Annotated in this window: 15 protein-coding genes and 1 tRNA gene; all 16 read right to left on the minus strand. The window is 44.2% G+C overall.

The window, feature by feature from the left end; genetic code table 11:
- Nucleotides 1-116: 116 nt before the first annotated feature.
- A complete protein-coding gene (miaB, locus tag J3999_RS04950) occupies nucleotides 117-1,544 on the minus strand; it encodes a tRNA (N6-isopentenyl adenosine(37)-C2)-methylthiotransferase MiaB (protein ID WP_208126844.1) in 1,428 nt (475 codons plus the stop codon).
- 197 nt (nucleotides 1,545-1,741) lie between these two features.
- Complete coding sequence (locus tag J3999_RS04955; RefSeq protein WP_208126845.1) at nucleotides 1,742-2,368, minus strand: prepilin-type N-terminal cleavage/methylation domain-containing protein; 627 nt, start codon at nucleotides 2,366-2,368, stop codon at nucleotides 1,742-1,744.
- A 313-nt stretch (nucleotides 2,369-2,681) separates the two neighbouring features.
- The gene (locus J3999_RS04960; protein WP_208126846.1) at nucleotides 2,682-3,338 is read right to left on the minus strand and encodes a prepilin-type N-terminal cleavage/methylation domain-containing protein; all 657 of its coding nucleotides are present in this window, start codon (nucleotides 3,336-3,338) and stop codon (nucleotides 2,682-2,684) included.
- A gap of 226 nt (nucleotides 3,339-3,564) precedes the next feature.
- Entirely contained in the window at nucleotides 3,565-4,644 is a 1,080-nt protein-coding gene (locus J3999_RS12030) for an ATP-binding protein (protein ID WP_208126847.1), read from the minus strand.
- A gap of 36 nt (nucleotides 4,645-4,680) precedes the next feature.
- Entirely contained in the window at nucleotides 4,681-5,298 is a 618-nt protein-coding gene (locus tag J3999_RS04970) for a response regulator (protein WP_208126848.1), read from the minus strand.
- Nucleotides 5,299-5,371: 73 nt separating this feature from the next.
- Entirely contained in the window at nucleotides 5,372-6,970 is a 1,599-nt protein-coding gene (locus J3999_RS04975; protein WP_208126849.1) for a type II secretion system protein, read from the minus strand.
- Nucleotides 6,967-7,809 (minus strand): type II secretion system protein, encoded by an 843-nt coding sequence (locus tag J3999_RS04980; RefSeq protein ID WP_208126850.1) that lies wholly within the window; start codon nucleotides 7,807-7,809, stop codon nucleotides 6,967-6,969. The genes J3999_RS04975 and J3999_RS04980 overlap by 4 nt, the downstream gene beginning before the upstream one ends.
- Nucleotides 7,806-8,774 (minus strand): hypothetical protein, encoded by a 969-nt coding sequence (locus J3999_RS04985; RefSeq protein WP_208126851.1) that lies wholly within the window; start codon nucleotides 8,772-8,774, stop codon nucleotides 7,806-7,808. The genes J3999_RS04980 and J3999_RS04985 overlap by 4 nt, the downstream gene beginning before the upstream one ends.
- A 167-nt stretch (nucleotides 8,775-8,941) precedes the next feature.
- The gene (locus J3999_RS04990) at nucleotides 8,942-9,823 is read right to left on the minus strand and encodes a type II secretion system protein (RefSeq protein ID WP_208126852.1); all 882 of its coding nucleotides are present in this window, start codon (nucleotides 9,821-9,823) and stop codon (nucleotides 8,942-8,944) included.
- The gene (locus tag J3999_RS04995; RefSeq protein ID WP_208126853.1) at nucleotides 9,816-10,574 is read right to left on the minus strand and encodes a hypothetical protein; all 759 of its coding nucleotides are present in this window, start codon (nucleotides 10,572-10,574) and stop codon (nucleotides 9,816-9,818) included. The genes J3999_RS04990 and J3999_RS04995 overlap by 8 nt, the downstream gene beginning before the upstream one ends.
- A 589-nt stretch (nucleotides 10,575-11,163) precedes the next feature.
- Nucleotides 11,164-12,162 (minus strand): porin, encoded by a 999-nt coding sequence (locus J3999_RS05000; protein WP_208126854.1) that lies wholly within the window; start codon nucleotides 12,160-12,162, stop codon nucleotides 11,164-11,166.
- A gap of 250 nt (nucleotides 12,163-12,412) precedes the next feature.
- Nucleotides 12,413-12,805, minus strand: coding sequence for a 30S ribosomal protein S9 (rpsI, locus tag J3999_RS05005; protein ID WP_173284141.1), 393 nt, complete (start codon nucleotides 12,803-12,805; stop codon nucleotides 12,413-12,415).
- An 11-nt stretch (nucleotides 12,806-12,816) separates the two neighbouring features.
- Nucleotides 12,817-13,245 carry a 50S ribosomal protein L13 gene (gene rplM, locus J3999_RS05010; RefSeq protein ID WP_173284140.1) on the minus strand — a complete coding sequence of 143 codons (429 nt, stop codon included), beginning with the start codon at nucleotides 13,243-13,245 and terminating at the stop codon, nucleotides 12,817-12,819.
- A gap of 289 nt (nucleotides 13,246-13,534) precedes the next feature.
- Nucleotides 13,535-13,888 (minus strand): hypothetical protein, encoded by a 354-nt coding sequence (locus tag J3999_RS05015; protein ID WP_208126855.1) that lies wholly within the window; start codon nucleotides 13,886-13,888, stop codon nucleotides 13,535-13,537.
- 185 nt (nucleotides 13,889-14,073) lie between these two features.
- Nucleotides 14,074-14,150 (minus strand) — tRNA-Ile (locus J3999_RS05020).
- Between the two features lie 218 nt (nucleotides 14,151-14,368).
- A complete protein-coding gene (rpoD, locus tag J3999_RS05025) occupies nucleotides 14,369-16,153 on the minus strand; it encodes an RNA polymerase sigma factor RpoD (RefSeq protein WP_208126856.1) in 1,785 nt (594 codons plus the stop codon).
- Nucleotides 16,154-16,160: the final 7 nt, after the last annotated feature.

The raw sequence follows: 16,160 nt of genomic DNA on the forward strand, positions 1-16,160 counted from the left end.
ATTCGCCTCTTGTTTTAGCGCCAACGAAGATGCCGCTTGCGGAAAAGAAAGAGCGCCCGAAACGGGCGCCTTATTATGTTTATTTAATACAGTTTTCAATGAATTTACAAGGCAATTTATAAAGCATGATATTGCGGAGCGGAAAATTTATCCGCCTCCGGCGTCGCTACTATCTCGCCTTTCAGGGAATTGGTATAAGCCTCGACGATTTTAACATCGATAAACTGACCGATCAGATCCGGAGAACCTTCCACATTCACGACACGATTGTTCTCGGTTCGACCGGCAATTTCGGTAAAAGAATTTCGCGACAGACGTTCGACCAAAATTCGCTGTACAGTACCGACCATTGATTCGGAAATCGCCTGAGTCTGCTTGTTTAACTGCTCCTGCAAATGATATAAGCGACGTTTTTTCTTATCCATCGGTTCTTCATCCGGATAGGCTGCTGCAGGCGTTCCCGGACGTGCCGAGTAGATAAAACTGAAGGAGCGGTCGTAATTCATTTCCTCGACCAGTTTTAACGTCTCTTTAAAGTCATCACAAGTCTCTCCAGGGAAACCGACAATAAAATCACCCGACAGGCTCAAATTGGGACGAAGCGCACGGATTTTACGAATAGTCGACTTATATTCGATCGCCATATGGTTACGTTTCATCATCGCCAAAACCCGATCCGAACCGGACTGAATCGGCAAGTGCAAATGCGAAACCAACTCCGGCACCTCGGCATAACAATCAATAAGCGATTGCGACATTTCATTCGGATGCGAGGTGGTATAGCGGATACGGTCAATGCCTTCAACTGCGCGCACGGCATGAATCAACACGGCCAAATCGGCAATCTCGCCATCCGGCATTTCACCACGATAAGCATTAACGTTTTGCCCCAGAAGATTGATTTCACGCACCCCTTGCTCGGCCAGCGAACGAATTTCATGCATAACATCTTCAAACGGACGACTGACCTCTTCTCCGCGCGTATAAGGCACAACACAGAAGGTACAGTATTTGGAACACCCTTCCATCACCGACACCATAGCCGAGACCCCGTTTACTTCCGGTTCAGGCAGGTTGTCGAATTTCTCGATCTCCGGAAAGGAAATATCAATAACCGCTTTTTTCTTTTTAATAGACTCGTCATCACGCATGGCCAGCGCCTGGTCGATCATCGCCGGAAGACGATGCAATGTCTGCGGCCCGAAAATGACATCCACACTTGGTGCACGCTGGCGGATTACCTCGCCCTCTTGAGAGGCGACACAACCGCCTACTCCTATAATGCGATTCGGCTTTTTCGCCTTCCATTTCGACCAGCGCCCTAGTTCCGAAAAAACCTTTTCTTGGGCTTTTTCTCGCACCGAGCAGGTATTCATCAACACCACATCAGCGTCTTCCGGATCTTCAACCAGCTCCAAACCATAGGTTTTTTCCAACAGACTCGCCATTTTGTCAGAATCATATTCATTCATCTGACAGCCGTAAGTAATCACATAAAGGCCGCCATCAAAAGGCCCTTTATTGGCAGAAGAAGATTGTGACATGAAAAAATCTCGCGTTAAAGCACCCGCAAAACCGAAACGCATACCGGCCACAGCTAGGTCACTGAAATTACTATAAAATTTAAGGGCGCATATTCTAACACAGAGTACGAACAGAAAGAAAAGGAATAGACTTAAGAGAATTTAAACAGAAATACAGCTTTGACCTGTAGTGTATCTTGGAAAACAAGGCCTATCATTCAGATTTGCAGACAGGCCGTAGCTCCACCATCGGGAGGAAGGTTGCTATCAATACGCACAACACCCTTATCAGCAATGCCGTCGTCCAATTTGATATCCATACCATTGACAATATTCGGCGCCTCGGAAAAGTTTGCGCTATAAGAGATACAAACATAATTTTTGCCTGGCTCGAGATTGGCAAACGCGGTCGCTGAAGAAGTGATCAGGTTTGAGTAACCGGCCGTAAAACTTCCGCCATCGTCCATCAGTGGAACAGGATTCGGTGTTTTCAGAAACCCCTGATCGAAGAGTTCCCCAAAGAAAAAATTATCGCCTGGCGAATTTGGATTCAAATGGTTTGAAACTTTATAAAGGATCTTTTTGCCGTCCAGATGACTATTGGTCGGCGCAGCGGATCTCGCAGAGCCGGGATAAAACCCCACGCGGTCTTTGTAAGCATAAATCGAGGCTTGCAGCGCTTTCAGGGCGTCCGTATCCGCACTGATTTTCGCAGAGTGGGTCATCTCCTGACCTTTCAGAATGCCACTCAACAGCAACCCGATAATCAGCAGTACTATAGCAACTTCCACCAACGTGAAACCGGCTTGCGTATCACTATAGCTTTTGAAATCTGCGGATTTCATAGCCCACTCCTTACCGAGTCGAATTTAAACCTCATTTGCAAAAGGCCTAGCAAACTGCCCATACCAACGAAAACCCAATAAAATCACAGGATTACCGACACAGAGTAACCTTTTTATAAGGAGGCTTGCACAGAAAAAGAAGCAAAGTTGATCGACAATAAAATCTGATCCGTCAAAACAAACGGCCGATTTAAGCCATTCAGGAGCCACACAACAAAAAAGAGGTAGGCAGAATTTACATTCAAGGTTTTACAGACATTAAAAAACCCGCCTAAGCGGGTTTTTACAAAAGCTTAATATTTCTATCTAAACTTTAGATTTCAAGACAGATGTTAGCACCACCAGCTGGATCAGAAGCATAACGCACGATACCAGTTGTATCTACACCATCATCGAATTTAACATCCATACCTACCGCAATCGCTTCAGCATTATCAGTAGAGGTTGTATATGAAATACAAACATAGTTTTTATTCGCTTCAACGGTTGGATAAGTAGCGTAATGGTTTGTAATCGCAGCTGCTGCAGAACCATCTTCTGCGTAACCAACTGTAAACGCACCACCGTCATCTACTTCAGGAGAAATATTTGGTGATTTCAAAAATCCTTCATTATTCAAGTCAGCAAAAACATTTTCAGTACCTGATGTTGAAACGCTAGCCGCTGTATACCCTGTTGTAGCAGTAGTCAAAATATTTCCAATTTCAATGCCATTTAGAGCAGGGTTCGTTGGAGCCGTTGCTCTTTCAGTACCAGGATAAAAACCAGCACGATCTCTATAAGCATAGATTGACGCTTGCAATGACTTCATTGAGTCTGTATCCGTTTTAATTTTTGCCGCATTGATCATTTCCTGCCCTTTAAGTACACCACCTAAAAGCAGACCGATAATGACCAGTACGATTGCGATTTCAACCAGCGTGAAACCTTTTTGCGCATGGCGCTGAGCTTTCATGTTTTTCACATCCATCTCTCTGTTCCTTTTTATTTATAAACTTTAAAAGTTTGGGTTTAAGCTTTATTAAAAGTTAAAACAATTCAATCTTTAAAGCGTTAAGACCTTAGGACTAATTAAACACACTCGTTCTCTAGAAAACAAGCCTATTCGAACGCATATTCTTTAAAAATTAATTTCAATTAAGGGCGCCCCTACTTTTTTTAAAAAACATTGACCCAAAAGAGTATACAGAAGCTACCTATTCAAAGGTCTTAGGCATCAGAAGATTAAAGCCAAAGTGCTGGCTGCTTTGCTGAAAACGAATTTCACCATCAATTTTTTTCAGTAATTCTCGGGCCAGAAAAAGCCCCAATCCCAGACCACTTTCACTGGTCGTCCAAAAGGGTTCAAACATTCTTTCCGGCTGCAAAACCACTCCGGGAATTTTGCGACTATGGATTTGAATCTCTACTTTATTCGGTTGAGGATTTGCGCTCAGATAAATCGTCAATTCACTATCGACATTATGATCACGAAAATTACCGAGAACGTTTTTCAACACCTCGATCAGCAGGTCACGATTCAATATAACTTCCGCTTCACCGAGCACCTTACAGTTCAGTGAATACATCTGCACCACTTCTTGCACGGCCTCTTTAAGAGAAAAGGCCATTATCTCGTCATGGCTAAACGAAGGGTTTTTCATGCTTTGAATGGTTTTTTGTGCCCTATCTGCCATAACCGGCAGTGTTTTTTTCAACCTGTCGGCCAATCGAATCTTATCTTCATCCTTATCGATTTTGGTTACCTGAGAGCTGAGCAAGTCAATGAACTGGGCAATATTTTTGATTTCATGCTGAACAAACAGTTGATAACGCTCCAACCGTTTCTGCGTGGAAGATACCTGATCTTCTTTGAGAATGACGTCCCTCTCAAGAATACTGAAAAAAGTTTCCAAGACAAGATTTGCTAGAGAACCGCTACGGGCAGTCTGACGGCTAAGCTGTAAGACAATATCCAAAGACATATCGCCGTGATGAATCTGATGAAAAAGTTGTACCGACTTCTTAGTCGGAACACCGCCCAGCTGGATAGTCTTTTCTTCACCAAACCAATACACCTTGGCAACAACCTGATAAACCCCTATCCGGTGAAGCACCGACCAGGCTCGGCGAAAAAAAAGTAGCGTATCGAGATCAACTTCTTGATTGAACTGATGCAGCTCGGTTAAGGATTGACTTAATAAACGGGTACGACGGATATAGTAGAACCCTATAGCCGTCGTAACAAGAATGATCAGTGCCAGAACAAGGGCACTGGAAAGTTCAAAAATGGACACTTAAATATTCTGAATAGCAATATTTACAGACCGGGACTATTCGTATTCCGGACGTTCAATATTGTATTTTTTAATCAAATAATAGACATTTTCACGCTTCAAGCCAAGACGACGAGCGGACTCATGTACATTAAAATTGGTATCCGCAAGGATTTGACGCAGCATTTTTTCTTCCGCTTGATTACGCACCGGCTTCACTCCCTCACCCATAGGTGCGTTAATCTGCATTTTCTGAATCCCTTCATCTGCTCTAAGCTTCTGATTCTGTTCGTAAAAAAGCACCGCTCGCTTTACCGCCAAAACCAATGCGGATTCGGAGATGGGCTTTTCAAGGAAATCGAACGCCCCTTCCTTAAGCACTTCATATGAAGTCGCCTTAGCGTCCTGACCGGTCAAAACAATTACCAGAGTCATCGGATGATAAATCCCGATCCAATTCAAAACATCGACACCTTCTTTGGTGGTATGTTCATTCGGCGGCATCCCCATATCAAGAACAACAATAGGGTATTCATAATCTTCAAACGCCGCTTTCGCAGTTTGCTGGGATTCCGCTTCATCGACGTCATAACCTTCGGCCTCAAGCGCAAAAGCCACCATCCCGCGCAACGCCGGATCATCATCAACCAAAAGAACTTTTAATGGTTCACTCACCCTATTTCACTCCAATTCACACACTCTTTACTGGGTAAATAGTTTACCGCCTTATCAGACTCATGCAAGATTTTTAATCTTTTATTTGAATTGCACTGAAATTACGGAAAACACCGATATCATCGGATGCGTCTTCATTAATTAAAGCTTCAAACTCAGCAACGGTCATTCCTTCAACTTCCAAAGTGTTATTACCTGACTCACCGTCAACAAGTGCATTGGCTCCGAAGGTAAGATTATCCGCTGTTGCAGTAAAGCGCATAGTGTCATTACCATCACCCATAACAATTTCACCATCCATCGTATTACCATGGAATGTCAGAGTATCGTTATCACTTTCTTTGTTATCTTTACCGCCAGAGGAAACCAAAGCGCCATCTGAAATAGCCCCGTAAATATCGATGGTATCGTTACCATCCCCGGCATCAAACAGGCCGCTGACGCCTCCTTCGATCAGAGCGATATCCGAACCGATACCCATGGTCACTACGCCGATAATCGAACCTTCAACCGTCAAGCGGTCATCACCTTCATTCAAGTCCGCATTACCACCTTCAACAACGCTACCTTCAAGGTAAAGTCGGTCATCACCGTCTTTCAGGTTAACAACCGCAGACAGGTCGCCCGCTTCAATCGGATCACCGTTTGCATCCAGAAGAACATTACCTTCCTCATCCTGTTTGGCACCAATATAGAATGAGTTATCTTCTCCGGTTCCCACGTTCAAGTCATTGGCATTATCAACATTTCGCAGATAAATAACCTCATAACCGCCATAATCAGGCCCCTCGTTTTCCAAGGTAAAACCGCTTAAGCGGTCAAGTACCTGCTGCTTGATCTCGTAGGCGGAAATGGTAGCGATCTGATCATCATACTCGTCATCATCGAAATATTGTTTTAACAGGAACATGTCGCCATTACAGTTCTCAAAATCCTTTGCACTCCAATTCAGACCATTACAACTTGAAAGCGAAATACCCCCTGACCCGTTTTCATTAAATGCAACAATAACCGCCGGAATATCCTCTACCTCAATTTCGTCCGCCGTAGGCGCTATACAGTCCTGAGCCGACTTTTTACAGACCGTATAGTTTTTACCTGCTGTACCATCCACCTTGTCAGTTGGTCGAGTATCCAAACCAAAAAACGGCAACGTAATACTGATTCTTGCTGTTGATGGCTTATTATCATTCGCATCAGTGGTAATCAACTGATTGGCGAAGTAGCTCGGTTCATATTTCCCATACATTTCTTCCTTCACGGAACCTTCGATAGAAACCATCTCCGTATACTGAGTCACGTCTCGCGTCACACCGTACGCAAAAACATTGCCATAATCGTCACTGGCATCAGCACGAGCACGACCGATATCATCATATGGCACCCAACCCTCAGCTCCTGCGCAAGTTCCGTCAGCGTTACGGTTTTCCCGTCCATCCGGGTTGGCGTCCGTATCCGGACACGGCATATAGAAATTGACCATGACATAATCGAGCATGGCGCGCTTAGTCAATTTCAGGTTATTCATAGTATGATTTTGCTTGGCATTATCGAGATAAGCACCCAAAGTCGTAATCCCTGCACCAAATACCAGACCGACAATTAATAAAACAATGGCGATTTCAACTAAAGTGAAACCAGAATATTTTCGATAAGATGTGGGAATATTCATTTGAATCTCCTTGAAGCAATCACTGCTTTTTTAGCCTGGTCCAGGGTAATGGGAATAACGTAATCTCTGTCCAAGCCGATCGTTGTCTTGACGAATGTCGTGTTAGTACCGTCACAATTTTCCTGCTCATTCGCAGACAGCGAACCAGGACATTGCTTATTTGCCGCATTGTAATAATAAGCCTCGTCTCCATTCGCTCCCCAAGAAATCGCTACAGCAACTACGTTGGAATCCTCAATATCCCCGTTTTCGGCCGTCACCGTCAAGGCATCATTAGCAGGAGGCGTATAGATTGAGAAATATGGAGGATAATCCCCATTCACAGTCGCTGCATCCCACGAACCTCCATTACAAAGCGCAGAATCTGGTGTCGCGTCACATACAACTTCATTTGTGCTGGTACATATCTTAAGATCCGTAGAATCAATCGCACCGGAAACGCCAAACACACTGGCAGCATGACAAACTTGATTGGTATAACCCGCTGGATTAGCCGCAGAAGAGATAATTCTGTAAAAATACAAATTCCCCCACGCATCCCACTCTTTGATACCTAATTCATTATAAGGCAAACCACCCTCTGCACTGCTACAGACCAGGCCATTAAATTCCTCATAACCGTCATCATCTGTATCCGGACATGGAAGTCGTGAATTTACTGCAAGAAATGTTTCCAAAGCATCCTGAACTTTCTGGCTTTCATAAATCTGCTGCACGCGATGATCGGTATCAAAAACCAGCTTAAAAACAGTGTTAAAAGACATGATCAATATCCCTAACACTACCAGCGCGATCGCCATTTCAAGCAGCGAAAATCCTTTAATTAAACGCTTATTCATGGGCATATCGAACTCCATTCATACCAACCTTTCGGAGATTCTTCCCAATAGAACCAACTCGGCTCTAACTTCCAGATATCCACATTTTTTGTTCCATCATATCCGGTATAAACCGGATCCGTATTACCGTCACCATCATTATCGATATAGTTATCGTAATCATTGGTGTATTTGGCGTTTTCTCGGCAAATACGGCGCGCAAACAGCTGAAGCCAGTCCTGCTCATAACTGATCGCAACGAGTTTATCCGTTCTCGGGTCATCGGTATCCATTACCTTATTCAGTCCCGATACCGGATCTGCCGGATAGCGGAAATCGGTACCATCAACATAAAAGTCACTTGCGACCCCATCACTACCTAAATCAATCACAACAGCAATAAACCCATCTGCACCGTTCAAGGACAAAGCGCCAACTCCAGCGCCACCATTATCAGCATCAACAGCATCTTCGATTTTAATCGGTGTCAAAGGCGCATAAAGCCCGTCTTCATCAATTGTTGCGGTTGCCAAATTATCCGTAAAATCCCGACTCGGTAAAACATATCGTTTATCGACGTAATACAGATAACGCCCCTCCTCAGCAAAAGCAAAAAACGGCTTCAGTGGACTGGCTGGATTGGCTGGATCATAAGCCAAACGCGGTAAAACCCCGCTCAACATCATATCGGCACCACCTGTACTGCATTGAACCCAATCAGCGATTCCATCGGCGCCAGTACCGTCGACGTTATCAGGACAAGGGAAATACCCCGGCCCCAAAGGCGGCTTAACGACCCCGCTAATATCAACATCGTAATAAAGTTCCGGTGTTAGCAATGCAAACTGCAAGAGACGCTGTTTAGCAACTCTTATATCAATAAAATCCTTCTCAATCGCCTTGTTTTTGAAGTTCCCGATAATAGTGCCTTGCTTTGAGGACAGCCACAAACCTGCAATAATGGCTATAACCACAACAAACAGCATAACCGCAATTCCCGACTGCCTTCTTGCGACAGGCTTCTTGGAATTTGGGAGGGAGAATAGAGACATACTTGATCCGTTCAGGCTTAATTTCCTTACATCAAGTATAGTCTATTAAGATAAAAAGCTAAATATTCGAAAACTTGTCATGCTTTAAGTTTTCGACTTTTTTACTCGAAGGCGTGCCGTTTTATCAACGCCATCTTTGCCTGATTAACGGTTATCCACTTCAGGTAATCCTTATCCTTTCCAGACGGAAAATAAATAAAATCCCTGTCGCCATCACAGTTTTCCAATTCTTGAGCCGTAGCATCAGTACAACTTGCATCATTAACCAAGTCCCCATTCGCGCCCCATGAAATCACAACAGCAACAACCCCCTCTTCCACTTTTACGCCACTAGGGTCATAGACATTCAGATTGAACGCACCGGTTCGTGTACCGTATGGCGGAGTATTAAGGTGAAAATAAGGCGCCTGGTAGGATGGATTAATATGAATGAAAGGCTCCGGCCTTGGGTCGACTGCATTAGTGCAAGCCACATCACAGACATCATTACAATTTGAAGTGCCGGAAATATCCGCGCAATAGAAATTACTCGACGATGGGCAAAACCACAGATCTTCAATTCCTCGGTCGCCTTGACTGCCAAAAACACTCGCCGGTTGACACACCTGATTAATATATACGGCGCTTTGCGCTCTTTGATGCACTCGGTAGTAATAAGGATTACCCCAAGCATCCGTATTTGGGCTATTCAAATCCAGAAAAGGCAACCCACCCTCTCGAGCACGACAAACATACGCGCCAGACACCAGCTGCCGATCCTCCTTACCGTCGCCGTCTATATCCGGACAAGGTAAAAACAAATTAACGCGGAGGTAAGCATCAATATTCTCTGCAAGTGCACGCTGATTTTGCGCCTCTTTACGCGGTGCAGTCGCATCAGAATCAAATTTAAAAGCCTTAGTAATATATACCGTCAAAAAAGACAGTATCAATAGCGCAACACTCAACTCAACTAAAGAAAAACCAGTTATTCGTTTACTCATTACACTGCTGCCTCCAGTCAGATCCTACGGCATTGGTCAGCGGCTCATAAGCATTCATCCAGTGTGACAACAAAGGATCGACCTCCGTATATTTTGGATTTGAACCATTGATTCGAGCCAGTTGACGACAGCTGCGAATCTGCATCAGTCTTTTCCATTCATCAAAGGTTACGCCAACAATCCGGTCATCTGTTTCACTGTAAGCAAGCCCGCTAGACTGGCTTACAAAATAGTGATCGCCATCGGCATTCTCTGACAGCAAACCATCCGTTCCAGCATCAATAATCAGAAATACATAACCCTCCACCCCATTCAACTGCAATCGCGGCATTTCTCCGACTTCGAATGCCTGCGGATTCAGTGGAGCAAAACGCATCACTCCGTTATTCACATAATTTGGATTTTGAAAACTGAAGCGCTCGTCAAGCACATAATAAAAACGCTGCGCAGGGGCAAAGTAAAACTCCCTGCTACTGATTTTCTGCGGTACATACCCCATGCAATACCCCGCTCCATTACAATTTGGACCACCTGAATTATTGAGCGGATCTGGTACAAAACCGGTTTGCTCGGGATAAGCCGAATACGGCAAATATGGATTTCCGCAGGTTGTCTCACCACCTAATAGAAAGCCATCGCCATCAAGATCCGGACAAGGAAAATAGCCAATAGCAGGAATATTGGATGCATCCAGTAACTGAGAAGCACTATTGGTTTGATAAATTTCCGGGTGCAAAACAGCAAAACTCATTAGACGCTGCTTAACGAGCTCAAGCTGATGCAACTGCGATTGCAATTGCTGGGAACGAAAATAGCCACTTAAGCTGGAAAATCGACTACCAACCCACAGTGACGCGATTAATGTGAGAATGGTGAGAAACAATAGAACGCTATAACCCTGCTGTCTGTCCGAGTAACACAAGACCACCACCTCTAATATGTAAAACAAATACATATTTATTTATAACATGGTACAAAACAACCATCAAGTATTTATATACACTACTAATAAAACTTTACAATCCATTTAAAGGACTTAAACGCCACAACAATAGAAACAGGGAAATAAATAAAAACTAATATTTATGAGCGGAACGATACTCCAAATACAGCGCTACAACGAAAGCAATTGTTTGCAGGATCTAATTCGTCACATAAGATTTTGAAGACAATCGAAACCGGAGAAACATCCGTATAAAACAGGCAGACGGGACAAAAGGGAGAAGTCGGAGATAATTTAACCCCATAAGATAAAAACAAAAAAAACCCGCATAGCGAACTACACGGGTTTTCATCAAGCTAATTTAAACTGGTTTAGACAAACTACACCAGCATTTAAATTAGAACTTGTGCAGAAGACCAACTACAGTTGAAGTTACGTCATCAGTAGATTGCTGCATATCTTTATCAGAGTTCATGTACTCGATGTAAGCTTTAGTTTTCTTACCTAGAGCGTAGTCAAGACCGATTGCGTAAGCAGAACCATCGTCAGCACCAGCTGCATCAAAGTCAGTTGTAGAGTACTTCAACTTAGGCATAAGTTTACCCATTTTGTAACCAACTTGCGCTTGGATGTTAGAACCGTCAGCACCAGTGTCTTGGAAGTCTTGGTATGCTAGGTTAGCGATTAGACCGCCAGCAGCGTACTGAGCAGAGATACGCATTTCAGTTGCATCATCACCACCAGTGATGTCTTCACCGAAGTTGTTGTATGCAGCAGCTAGGTATAGACCGTCTTTCTGTGAACCGTACATAACTGCAACAGAGTAAGCATCAGTTAGGTCAGTATCGTCAGCACTACCAGTAGTAGCAGCAACAGTATCTTCAGGAGATACACCAGCAGCTACAAGAGAGATACCAGCGAAAGAAGGAGAAACGTAAGCTAGAACGTTAGCTGCGCGAACTTCACCACCTTTACCTGCAACACCTAGACCACCAGTGATTGCTGATTTACCCATATCCGCAACACCATCGTTGAAAAGGTCTTTCGCTTGAGACATTTTGTATGGAGTGTCGTGACGACCAAGAAGAACTGTACCGAAACCACCGGCAACACCAACTACAGCGTTACGAGCGCCTAGAGATTCAGAAGCTAGAGCTTCTTTACCACCAGCTACATCAATCTGCCACTCTAGGTGGTAAACTGCTTTAAGGCCGTTACCTAGATCTTCAGAACCTTTAACACCAACGCGAGAAGCGTAAGAGTTTACAGTAGTACCTTTATCAGTGGTGTTTTCGATACCAGCGTTTAGTTGACCGAAAAGAGTTGGAGCGTCAGCCATAGCTACAGGAGCTGCAACTGCAGAAGCGATTGCTAGAGCAATAACATTCTTTTTCATTTTTTAATTCCTTAAATTAGTTTTGTTAAGGCACACACTTTGTGTTGCTTGGATGCAACTATAGGCAGATCAAAAATCAGCTGCAAGTTTTTTTTGTCTTTTTACAACAAAGTTCCCTTATGTTGTATTTTTGCAACACAATCGGCCTTTAAAACTTGATCCAGCGCAAAAAACAAAAATCGCAGCGATAAAAAAACCCGCACAAGGCGGGTTTTTGAAACAAAACGATTGGTGTTGTAAAAATACCAAATTAACGTTTTGAGAACTGTGGACGACGACGTGCTTTACGTAGACCAACTTTCTTACGCTCAACCTGACGTGCATCACGAGTCAATAGACCACGTGCACGCAATGCAGAACGGTTTTCTTCGCTATATGCAACCAGTGCACGTGCAAGACCGTGACGTACCGCACCTGCTTGACCAGTTGTACCACCACCTACAACAGTGATGTAAGCATCAAACTGCTCAAGGCTTTCAGTCGCTTCAAGAGGCTGGTTGATAACCATTAGGTCTGTTTCACGAGCGAAATACTCATTGATATCACGACCGTTTACTACCATCTTACCTGAACCTGTTTTTAGGAAGACACGAGCTACCGAGTTCTTACGACGACCTGTTCCGTAGTATTGTTCTGTTGCCATCTTTCTACCCCTTAAATATCAAGCGCTTTAGGTTGTTGAGCCGCATGTGGGTGTTCAGTACCCGCATACACTTTTAGCTTTTTGAACATTGCACGACCTAGAGGACCGCGAGGCAACATTCCTTTAACCGCAAACTCGATCGGACGGTTTGGCGCCTTATCCATCAACTTCTCGAAGTTGGTAGATTTAAGGTTACCCACATAACCAGTTACGTGGTGATACATTTTGTTTTTACGCTTGTTACCGGTTACAGCAACTTTTTCCGCGTTTACAACAACAATGTAGTCGCCGCAATCAGCATGAGGAGTGTACTCAGGCTTATGCTTACCACGAAGACGAGCAGCGATTTCAGCTGCAAGACGACCTAAAGTTTTACCTTCAGCGTCAACAACATACCAGTCACGTTTGATTTCAGCTGGTTTTGCAACAAATGTTTTCATAATTTGTTCCTAATAAATAAATGTAATCCAAATCCAAAGGACTCAAACCTGCGGTTTCAATCCACTTACTGTTTAACGGGCAATAAGGGGGAAGGATTAATTAAGCACGCGATTATACAAACTCACAAAGCAGACCGCAATGCTTTTCTTGAATAATTTGAGTTTCAAGTAATTGAATTTGCTATGCAAAAGGAAGAAACAGAAAGATTGAAAAATAAAGGGACGGAAATCGGCAAAAACACGACATTTAATATCTCGTGACCGCTTTATTTTCGTTTAGTGGCACACCTCAAGCGGAAGGCAAAGCCATTTTAGATTCGAACACATCCGGCTGTACATTAAAAAGCGCTTCTATCGCAATCGCCATCAGCTTGTCAAAAGAGGTATTAGAAACTTTAACCGCAAGCTCTTTAGTCAGGATTTTGCCCGCTCTTTCGCCATCCGGCTTACCAGTACAGTCGGCAACAAAATAATAACGGCCGCCATTCCACTCAAATTCGGCATCTTCAATTGTCACATCGCCGGGGAGCTTAAACCATTGACCGTCGCAGGCACTTTTAGATATAAATGCAGCCCCACCCGCTATGCTATAACTATTATGCGACAGACAGACCAAACCTAGCTTTATATAGAAAATCGACACGCCACCCCTCCCAACAGCCGGCAAACCCAAGTAAAAAATTTTACAGAGCCTGTACTTTTTAGCAGGTTTAAGCAAAAACAACAAGTAAAAAAAATCAATTAACGCAATAGTTTTAGCCTATTTAGCCAGAAAAAGCATCAAACAGCGAACAATGCCGAAAATAATAGAAACAAGACAAAAGAAGATGGTGGGCCCTCACGGACTTGAACCGTGGACCTGCCGATTATGAGTCGGATGCTCTAACCAACTGAGCTAAGGGCCCGAAAAAGACATATACCTGACAAGGCATACTATAGATTGCGCGCTATTATAGCGACTATCCCATTTCAAAGGAACTTTTAATACCGATTTAAAATCCGGAACATGAAAAACACTCACTACATCCAACGAACAAATAGCACATAACCGCTTGGATACAAACAAAAAAACCCGCAAGACGACAGCCTTACGGGTTTTTCAGTCCTGATCAAATTGGCAAATTTAATCCAAGAAACTCTTCAAACGTTCGGCACGGCTCGGATGACGAAGCTTGCGCAACGCTTTTGCCTCAATCTGACGGATACGCTCACGGGTAACATCAAACTGCTTACCAACCTCTTCCAAGGTGTGATCCGTATTCATACTAAGTCCGAAACGCATACGCAGAACCTTAGCTTCACGAGGCGTCAAAGTATTCAACATCTCACGCACAGTCTCGCTCATACCCTCGGCATCGGCGGCATCCTGAGGCGCAAGAATATTAGAATCCTCGATAAAATCACCCAGCGACGAATCTTCATCATCACCGATCGGCGTTTCCATAGAGATCGGCTCTTTAGCAATCTTCATAACCTTGCGGATCTTGTCTTCCGGCATCTCCATCTCGATTGCCAATTCTTCAGGTGTCGGCTCACGCCCCATTTTCTGAAGTAACTGACGCTGAATACGATTCAACTTATTAATCGTCTCAATCATATGCACCGGAATACGGATGGTACGCGCCTGATCGGCAATCGAACGGGTAATCGCCTGACGAATCCACCAGGTCGCATAAGTCGAGAATTTGTAACCACGGCGATATTCGAATTTATCCACCGCTTTCATCAGACCGATATTCCCTTCCTGAATCAGATCCAGGAACTGCAAACCGCGGTTGGTGTACTTTTTGGCAATCGAAATAACCAGACGCAAGTTCGCCTCGATCATCTCGCGCTTCGCTTTGCGCGTATTGCTTTCCGCTTTACTCAGATCTTTGTAGACTTCCTTGTAAAGAGCGATCGGCATGCGCTCTGCTTTTTCGATCATCGCCAAACGCTTTTGCGCACGCTTGACATCATTACGAGCTTCTTCCAGCTTGGAAGCCAGATCCGGACATTTCTCTTTAAGACGGTCAACTAACGCATAATCTGTTTCCTGACCCACGAATTCTTCAAGGAAAAGTGCTCGCGGAACGCGAATACGACGCTGCACCAGATCCACAACCACGCGTTCCTGCTCGCGGATAGACTTGATGCGGTTTTTAATGTCGCGAATCAAGGCATTTGAGAAAAGCGGAGAAATTTTAACGCCTTTCAGATGCTCAACAATCTCTTCTCGAATTGCCAAAACTTTTGGATCATCACCACCAAGTTCTTTTTCCAGACCCAGTGCTTTGTTCTGCAAATCACGAAGCTTATCAAGGAATTTAGCCAATTCCTCTTCATCAATACCGTCTTCTTTCGGCTCGTTGTTATCGTTGTCCGGCGACAACTCTTCAACCGGTACATCAACCAGATCTTCAGGTCGAACAAACCCTTGAACAACATCGGCGACTTTCCCTTCACCGTCGTCCATTCGATCAAAGGCATCCAGAATACTCTTTGCAAAGTTCGGGTACTTAGCCAAGGCATCCAGCATATCGCGGATACCCCATTCGATACGCTTGGCAATATCGATTTCACCATGACGGGTCAATAGGTCAACCGACCCCATTTCGCGCATATACATACGAACCGGATCGGTGGTACGGCCGAACTCGCTGTCCACTTCCGCCAAAGCGGCAATCGCCGCCTCTGCCGCCGCATCATCAAAAGCGCCGCCATCATCGGCCATCAGTTCATCTTCATCCGGAGGACTGTCAAACAGACGAATACCAAAGTCTTTAAGAATGGTTAATACTTGCCCAAGCTGATCTTCTTCAATATCATCCGGCAAAACATCATTTACATCGGCGTAAGTGAGATAACCCAACTCCTTCGCGCGCTCAATCAAATCTATTAACTGCTGTTTTCTTTCGACTTTGGTCATGCTTTGT

This window comes from Thiomicrorhabdus sp. 6S3-12 (assembly GCF_017571475.1).
Classification (GTDB): domain Bacteria; phylum Pseudomonadota; class Gammaproteobacteria; order Thiomicrospirales; family Thiomicrospiraceae; genus Thiomicrorhabdus.